A 6,038-nucleotide genomic window follows, 5' to 3' on the forward strand; every position below is an offset into this window, starting at 1 on the left:
GAAGCCGCCGTTGTGGTGGACAAACCCATGGACGGCTCTATACGGGAGTTGAAGGAGAGCGATAAAATGAAACCAAATGTAAAGAAGTACCTCAACGTGGGTAGGTTCACAAAGAGGCTGAGGGAGCTTTGCGAATGGCACGGCGTTCCCTACGCAGAGCTGAGACTATACTCCACCGTCTGTCCCAAATGTGGCGCCAAAATGGAGGAGCTTCCAGACAGAAGGGTGAGGTGCCAGTGCGGCTTTGAGGCCCAGCGCGACGAAGTGCCCATAATATGGGCACAGAAGAGGTACCGGGAAATACTACCCCTTTTTTCCCAACACGACTTTCAACCCTCCCATCTACATTCTACCTGATTTGAAATCGGACATTCTTCCTGATTCAGGAAAATTGTCTGACGGATGGTCAGGAAGAATGTAGATGGGACGTTATGCCATCTCTGCGTAATTTAGAACTGTCAACACGCCATTGCAACCGAGAGGGGGAGGCGCCGAGACTAATTCCAAATCTAAAATTTGGAATTGGTGAAGGCGGAATGGGCGCAGTCGCACTCAGCCTGCATGTTAATTCATAAATTGGGGGTGTGTTTCTACGGTCATGGGCTTGCAGAGGCCCGCCCCGCCTCCCGCGAGGGCACCGGGAGGCGAAGCTGTATCCAATATGCGTCTGCAGAAGGGGCGGCTTCAACCCTCCAGGCGGCCCCGCCCGGGCGCGCCTAAGCGCCCGCCTGGGCCCCGTGCCCCCCGAGACGCCCGGAGAGTAGAAAGGAGGTATAGCCAGGGCGTTAATAATAGCGTATGCCAAGTACAGGCAGAGCGGTTGGGGGACCCTCGCCGCGGCGAGGGTCGCGTGGAGGCTCGGGAGACCCATCGTGGTTCTGAAACCGCCGAGCGGCGCCCCTAAAGACGTGGTTCTGGGCTTCGAGACCTTGATCAAGCTCGGCGCTCTGGTTGCAAAGACGCCGGAGGAAGCCGTGGACAGAGCCCTGGCATAAATGTTTAACCCACCCTCTACATTTTTCCTGACTTGACGTCATACATTCTTCCTGATTCAGGAAGAACGTCAGACGGAAGGTCAGGAAAAATGTAGAAGAGAGAGTTGAACTATGCAGTTTAATCCCCGCCTGCGGGATCGCTCAATTCCCTATTGCCCTCCCCGGCTCGCAGAGGCATGGACAGCCGAAAGGCAGTGCTCTGTGCCATATGTAGCATGGCAGAGGAGGCCAAGGGCCAGGTGGTCTCAATCACCGTGAGGAAGGTGAGGCGGTACATGGCCTCCAGCTTCTCTAGCCTAGGAGGCGGAATAACTGGAGCGCTTCGAGAAGTGTTGGAATCTCTGCCAGGCTACTGGTATCGCAATAGCAAAACCCGCGTCTACATAGTAGACGCCGAGGCGCTGAGGGAATTCTGCAAAGGCGTCAGTTGCAAGAAGGCCAATTCCAAATCAAATATTAAGAATGTGACAACATGGGCTACATAACAGAAGAAGACAAGCCAATAGCCCAAATAGCTTCTGAGTAACAAGTAAAAGTGAAGTAGGCGTTATACTTTACCTCTAATCTTAACCCTTTTTTCCCTATTTACTCCTTCTTCCTCCCCTTCTGTGGACTGGTGGGACGAAGTGGTTAAGGGCTGTAAGAAGGCTAGGAGGGAGTACGAGGAGTACTCCAAGAGGCCGGACGCGGATCCCCATGTGCTGGCGGCGCTGAGGAGGAGGGTGGAGTGGTGTCGGAGGTACGTGGGGGTGGCGTGAGGGGCTACAACACGGCGAATGTCCCCACTACGACGCGGCCGCCCTTGACGAGCCTCGCCGCGTTTTTCAGCGTGTTGTACAGCGAGAGGGCGGCGGCGTAGCTCGTCGTGCCCTCCGCCTTGTTCTCTGCGCGTATCTGGACGCGGCCCCACTGGTGCTCCACCTCCACCTCGTGTATGATGTAGCCGGGGGGCGCGTCTCTCCTCAGCTCTACCCAAACCTCGCCGGCGCCAGCGAGCTTATACGTCATGGAGGTGTTGAGGCTCTGGGGGTACCTCCAGTACAGCTCCTCCGCGGGGCCGCTGTCCTCGCCCGCCGCCGCGGCTTTGCGCACCACGTGCCTCACCCTCCCCCCGGTGGATGCCGCGATGTCCACGCCCCCGGCGGCGCCAGACATGGCAAATACATAGCCGGTGCCGCACCTCGGGAGTTTAGAAAGGGCGCCTGTGGAGGCCACCACCAGGTGCCTCCCCGCCTCCAGCACCCTGCACGCGTATTCAAGCACCGCCTGGGCGCTCGCGGCCTCCACCACGATCTCCACAGCCCTAACCAGCTCGTCCACGTCCCCGACGCACCTAACGCCGTGCGTCCTCTCCGCCTCTCTACACCTCTCCCTATCCACGTCGTAAACCGCCACAAACTCCAGCTCGCCGTCTCCCCTAGCCAGCTCCAGCAGAGCCCGGCCCAGCCTCCCGTAGCCGATCAACCCCACCCTCGTCTTGGCGTCCACAACCTCCAGCGACATGTCGAGGGCCTGGGCGCTGTGGGTAATCCTCCCGATAGACACGACGTCTACGTAGGGGGCGTATAGGTGGATGTTTTCCTCGCTGATGTTTCCAGAGGCCTCAAGCAGAACCCGCCTCCTCAGCCCCCGCCTCTCCAGCTCCTCAGCAACCCTCCTCACCTCCTCGGGGGTCATGTTGTCCAGCATAATCACGTCGAAGCCCAGCTCCGCCGCCCTCACCGCGTCCTCCACGGTGCCCACCTCCACCTCTCTCTTGTATATATAAGGCTTCGGCGCCGCCGCCGCCTCGTCGAGCGAGATGAGGCGGAGGTGGTTGTCTTTAAACATCTGGGCGTCGCTGAGCGAGATGCGGTGCGGGTCGCCGCCCCCCACCACCACCGCCTTCTTCTCAATGTAGCGGAGGTGGGGCAGGGTCTTCCTAGTGGCCGCCACCGTGACCCTCGGGTTGGCAGACCGCGCCTTCTCCACCAGCCTCCTCGTGTAGGTGGCCACCCCCGAGGCGTGCATCAACAAGTTGAGAAGGGTCCTCTCCACCTTCAACACGTCGGGGGCGGGGCCTCTAAAGCAGATCACCCGGGCGCCGGGCCCCACCGGGGAGCCCTCCGCCAGTCGCCAAGTCACCACAAACCCCAGCAGTTTTAAAAACTCCTCAGCCTCGTCAACCCCGGCGGCGACGCCGCTTGCCTTAGCCACGACGCACGCCTCCACTGGCTTGTTGGGCAGGGCTCTGGAGGCCCAGTCCAGCAGAGGGAGGTCCCGCCTCAGCTCCTCCAGCAGTTCGTAGGCGAACAGCCTCGCCTCGATCATGCGTATTCCAGCATGCGCTCGATAGCCCTCCTCGCCTTCTCCGCCACCTCAGGCGGCACTGCTACTCTGTACACCTCGTCTCTAAGAGAGACGTAGATCTTCTCCAAGGTGGTCAGCTTCATGTATTCACACACGGCGTCCTCCGCCGCCGGTATATACTCCTTGCCGGGCGCCTCCTTCTCAAGTCTGTCGATTATACCCACCTCTGTGGCTATGATAAACCTCTTCGCGGGGGACGTCTTGACGTACTTCACCATGCCCTCTGTCGAGAGGAACTTCGGCTGGACCCCCAGCTTGGGGAGCTCCACTAGACACGCCGTGCCGCATCCGCACTCCGGATGCACCAACACCTCGGCGTCTCTATACAGCTTCACCTTCGCCAAAATCCTGGGGTAGGTGATTTTGGCATGGACGTGGCACTCCCCCTCCCATATGTCTATCTCTCTCCCGGTCCTCGCCGCGATGTACATCCCCAGATATTTGTCAGGGAGGAAGAGTACCGGCCTGTCCCGGGGGATCGCCTCGATAATTTTTAGACAGTTGGCGGAGGTGCAGACGTAGTCAGCAAGCGCCTTCACGTCGGCGTAGGTGTTGATGTAGGCCACCACCACCCCGTTGGGGTGCTTCTCCTTCCACCGCTTGACAGCCTCCACGTCTACAGAGGAGGCCAGGCTACACCCAGCCCCGGGGTCGGGGATGAGGACCTTTTTATCCGGGTTTAAAATAGCCGCGGTCTCCGCCATAAACAAAACCCCTGCGAATACGATGATATCCGCCCTGGTCTTGGCGGCCTCCATAGACAGGTTAAGCGAGTCGCCTATGAAGTCGGCAACAGCCTTCACCTCCGGTAGCTGGTAGTTGTGGGCCAGAACCACCGCGTTTTTCAACTTCTTTAACTCAAGCACCTTCTCAGCCAGCACGCCACCGCCTTACCCCCTCTTTAAAAAATTAATCTATGTAAAGCTGTCAGACTGTCTAGGAGCTGGTTGCGGCGGGTGTGTGAAAAAATTTCATAGATCTAAGTCAAGAAGTAGAGCTTGCGCTTCGGGTTTGTGGGATCCGGCAGAGCCTTGACCGCACCCGCCTCTCTAAGTTTCTTCAACACAGCCCTAGCCGACCTGGTGGATATCCCCGCCAGCTCCGCGATTTCATACACAGTGAGCGGCCCCCTCTCGGCGAGGAGCTTCCTAACCAGCTGCGCGGTGGGGGTGAGCCTCAAAGCCGCGGGGGCCCGCCTCACCCGCATCATCAGTCTCCCCCGGCCTGCGCCCCTAACCGCTACGTACGACCCCGCCCTCACCTGCGCCGCGCCGTCGGCAATAACGGCCACGGACTCCCGGCTCACCACATCTCTAATCTCCACGAGGGCGGACTGCGGCAGGACCAGAGCCCTCCTAGCCATGGCGGAGCTCACCGGCACCACCTCCAGCACGGGGGCCCTCAAATCCACAACAGGGCCCCCCGCCGAGTAGGCATACGCCGTGGAGCCGAGAGGCGTCGCCACAAGAACCCCGTCGCTGAGATCATTAAAGCGGAACACCCCGTCGACATACAGGGAGTAGCGGAGAAAGGTGGCGGGGCGCTCCGGAAACACGGCAATCTCGTTGACCCCCACCACCCAGCCGTGCGGCGTCTCGGCGGAGAGCCGCAACACCTCCACCACCTCGCACTCGACGCCGCTGAGGTTCGACAGCTCCCTCAGCTCAAACGCCGTCAGCCTCGCGTCGACGCCCGGAGGCGAGATCCCCACCACGACCCGGTCCACCTCCCGCAGAGCCCTCAACACATCCCTATCCCTGCCGTACACCGCGTACACCTCGGCGTCGCCCCTAACCCGAATCCCAAACCTCTCCAGCCACTCCCTCAAGACGGGGCTCTCGGTGTAGGCCTCCGAGAAGCACATACCCCAACAACTCCGCCCCCTATATGTGCCACAGACAGCGGCAAAACCACAATTTTAACAATTACCCCCGCTCCATTTGCATCTAGACGTGGACTGCGGTCGCAAACACGACGTTGACAAAAGCGCCATGCCTAGGCACCCGCCGCGCCACGAGCTGGAAAGGGAAACCGTCTTAGAAGCGGCCGCGATTCAAGACGAGCCAGATGCCAAACAGACGGCGAGCTGAAGCCGGCAGAATCGGGGTAATGAGATGCTACGTAGAGACCTCCCCGCCGCGCCCAGTCGCAGGGTCCACGCCATAAACAACGGGAGTCAGAAGCTTTGGACGTAGGTAAGACAAACCGTCAGAGTTTTACAGCTCGGCGAAGCGTCTTTCACCCCCTCACCGACAAGTGCGCGGCATCTAGGACGGAGGCACTTGCGCCGGAAGTCGCCTACGTCAACTCCGCCAGCGGTAGCCGGGGAGGCCAGGAGGAGGCCCGCCGAGTTGTTTACAAAGACGCGGCCTCCTACATCCAGAGGGGCATCCTCGAGCTGAACAAGTCGCGGACGCTATGCACAACGAGCATCGGGAGGCCGACTGGAAACGTCCCGGCGGCTGTTGCCAAACGCCGAGGTAGTTCATCGTTAAGTCATGTGCCGGGGGCGAAGGGCGCCGTCTAGACGCCGGCGCGCGCCACGCCGTCTCTCACCTCCACAACCTTGTTGGCAAACTCGCCGGGGGTCGGCCTGTGGGAAATCACCACCACAGCCTCCGCCACTCGCCTCGCCGCCTCCAGCACAGCCCTCTCCCTCTCCACGTCGAGCCCAGACGTCACCTCGTCCAGCAC

9 protein-coding genes are annotated in these 6,038 nt (G+C 60.3%); 6 read left to right on the forward strand and 3 right to left on the reverse strand.

Annotation, left to right across the window (positions count from 1 at the left end; genetic code table 11):
* The 4 genes from ACP5J3_RS10190 to ACP5J3_RS10205 all read left to right on the forward strand — a co-directional run.
* Positions 1-357 (forward strand): zinc ribbon domain-containing protein (locus ACP5J3_RS10190; RefSeq protein ID WP_428495594.1); only part of this gene is annotated, 357 nt, incomplete at its 5' end.
* 515 nt (positions 358-872) lie between these two features.
* Complete coding sequence (locus ACP5J3_RS10195) at positions 873-995, forward strand: hypothetical protein (protein WP_428495595.1); 123 nt, start codon at positions 873-875, stop codon at positions 993-995.
* 176 nt (positions 996-1,171) lie between these two features.
* Positions 1,172-1,480, forward strand: a complete 309-nt coding sequence (locus ACP5J3_RS10200) for a hypothetical protein (protein WP_428495596.1) — start codon at positions 1,172-1,174, stop codon at positions 1,478-1,480.
* A gap of 123 nt (positions 1,481-1,603) precedes the next feature.
* Entirely contained in the window at positions 1,604-1,753 is a 150-nt protein-coding gene (locus ACP5J3_RS10205) for a hypothetical protein (protein ID WP_428495597.1), read from the forward strand.
* Positions 1,754-1,757: 4 nt separating this feature from the next.
* Here ACP5J3_RS10205 and nadC read toward each other — a convergent pair whose 3' ends face one another.
* The 3 genes from nadC to ACP5J3_RS10220 all read right to left on the reverse strand — a co-directional run bounded on the left by nadC (position 1,758) and on the right by ACP5J3_RS10220 (position 5,208).
* Positions 1,758-3,305, reverse strand: coding sequence for a carboxylating nicotinate-nucleotide diphosphorylase (gene nadC / locus ACP5J3_RS10210; RefSeq protein ID WP_428495598.1), 1,548 nt, complete (start codon positions 3,303-3,305; stop codon positions 1,758-1,760).
* Positions 3,302-4,225: a quinolinate synthase NadA gene (gene nadA, locus ACP5J3_RS10215; protein WP_428495599.1), complete on the reverse strand. Its 924-nt coding sequence runs from the start codon at positions 4,223-4,225 to the stop codon at positions 3,302-3,304. Before nadA ends, nadC begins: the two co-directional genes overlap by 4 nt.
* A 98-nt stretch (positions 4,226-4,323) precedes the next feature.
* Positions 4,324-5,208, reverse strand: a complete 885-nt coding sequence (locus ACP5J3_RS10220; RefSeq protein ID WP_428495600.1) for a helix-turn-helix domain-containing protein — start codon at positions 5,206-5,208, stop codon at positions 4,324-4,326.
* Between the two features lie 88 nt (positions 5,209-5,296).
* Here ACP5J3_RS10220 and ACP5J3_RS10225 point away from each other — a divergent pair, with 88 nt between their 5' ends.
* Both ACP5J3_RS10225 and ACP5J3_RS10230 read left to right on the forward strand, forming a co-directional pair.
* The gene (locus ACP5J3_RS10225; RefSeq protein ID WP_428495601.1) at positions 5,297-5,434 is read left to right on the forward strand and encodes a hypothetical protein; all 138 of its coding nucleotides are present in this window, start codon (positions 5,297-5,299) and stop codon (positions 5,432-5,434) included.
* A gap of 95 nt (positions 5,435-5,529) precedes the next feature.
* The gene (locus tag ACP5J3_RS10230) at positions 5,530-5,871 is read left to right on the forward strand and encodes a hypothetical protein (RefSeq protein ID WP_428495602.1); all 342 of its coding nucleotides are present in this window, start codon (positions 5,530-5,532) and stop codon (positions 5,869-5,871) included.
* Positions 5,872-6,038: the final 167 nt, after the last annotated feature.

Origin of the sequence: Pyrobaculum sp. (assembly GCF_049971835.1) — an archaeon.
Classification (GTDB): Archaea; Thermoproteota; Thermoprotei; order Thermoproteales; family Thermoproteaceae; genus Pyrobaculum.

What these genes read in the sequence shown, in the direction of transcription:
- ACP5J3_RS10200 (WP_428495596.1), top strand. Translation starts at nt 1,172, where the DNA reads ATGGACAGCCGAAAGGCAGTGCTCTGTGCCATATGTAGCATGGCAGAG.
- nadC (WP_428495598.1), bottom strand. Translation starts at nt 3,305, where the DNA reads ATGATCGAGGCGAGGCTGTTCGCCTACGAACTGCTGGAGGAGCTGAGG.
- ACP5J3_RS10220 (WP_428495600.1), bottom strand. Translation starts at nt 5,208, where the DNA reads ATGTGCTTCTCGGAGGCCTACACCGAGAGCCCCGTCTTGAGGGAGTGG.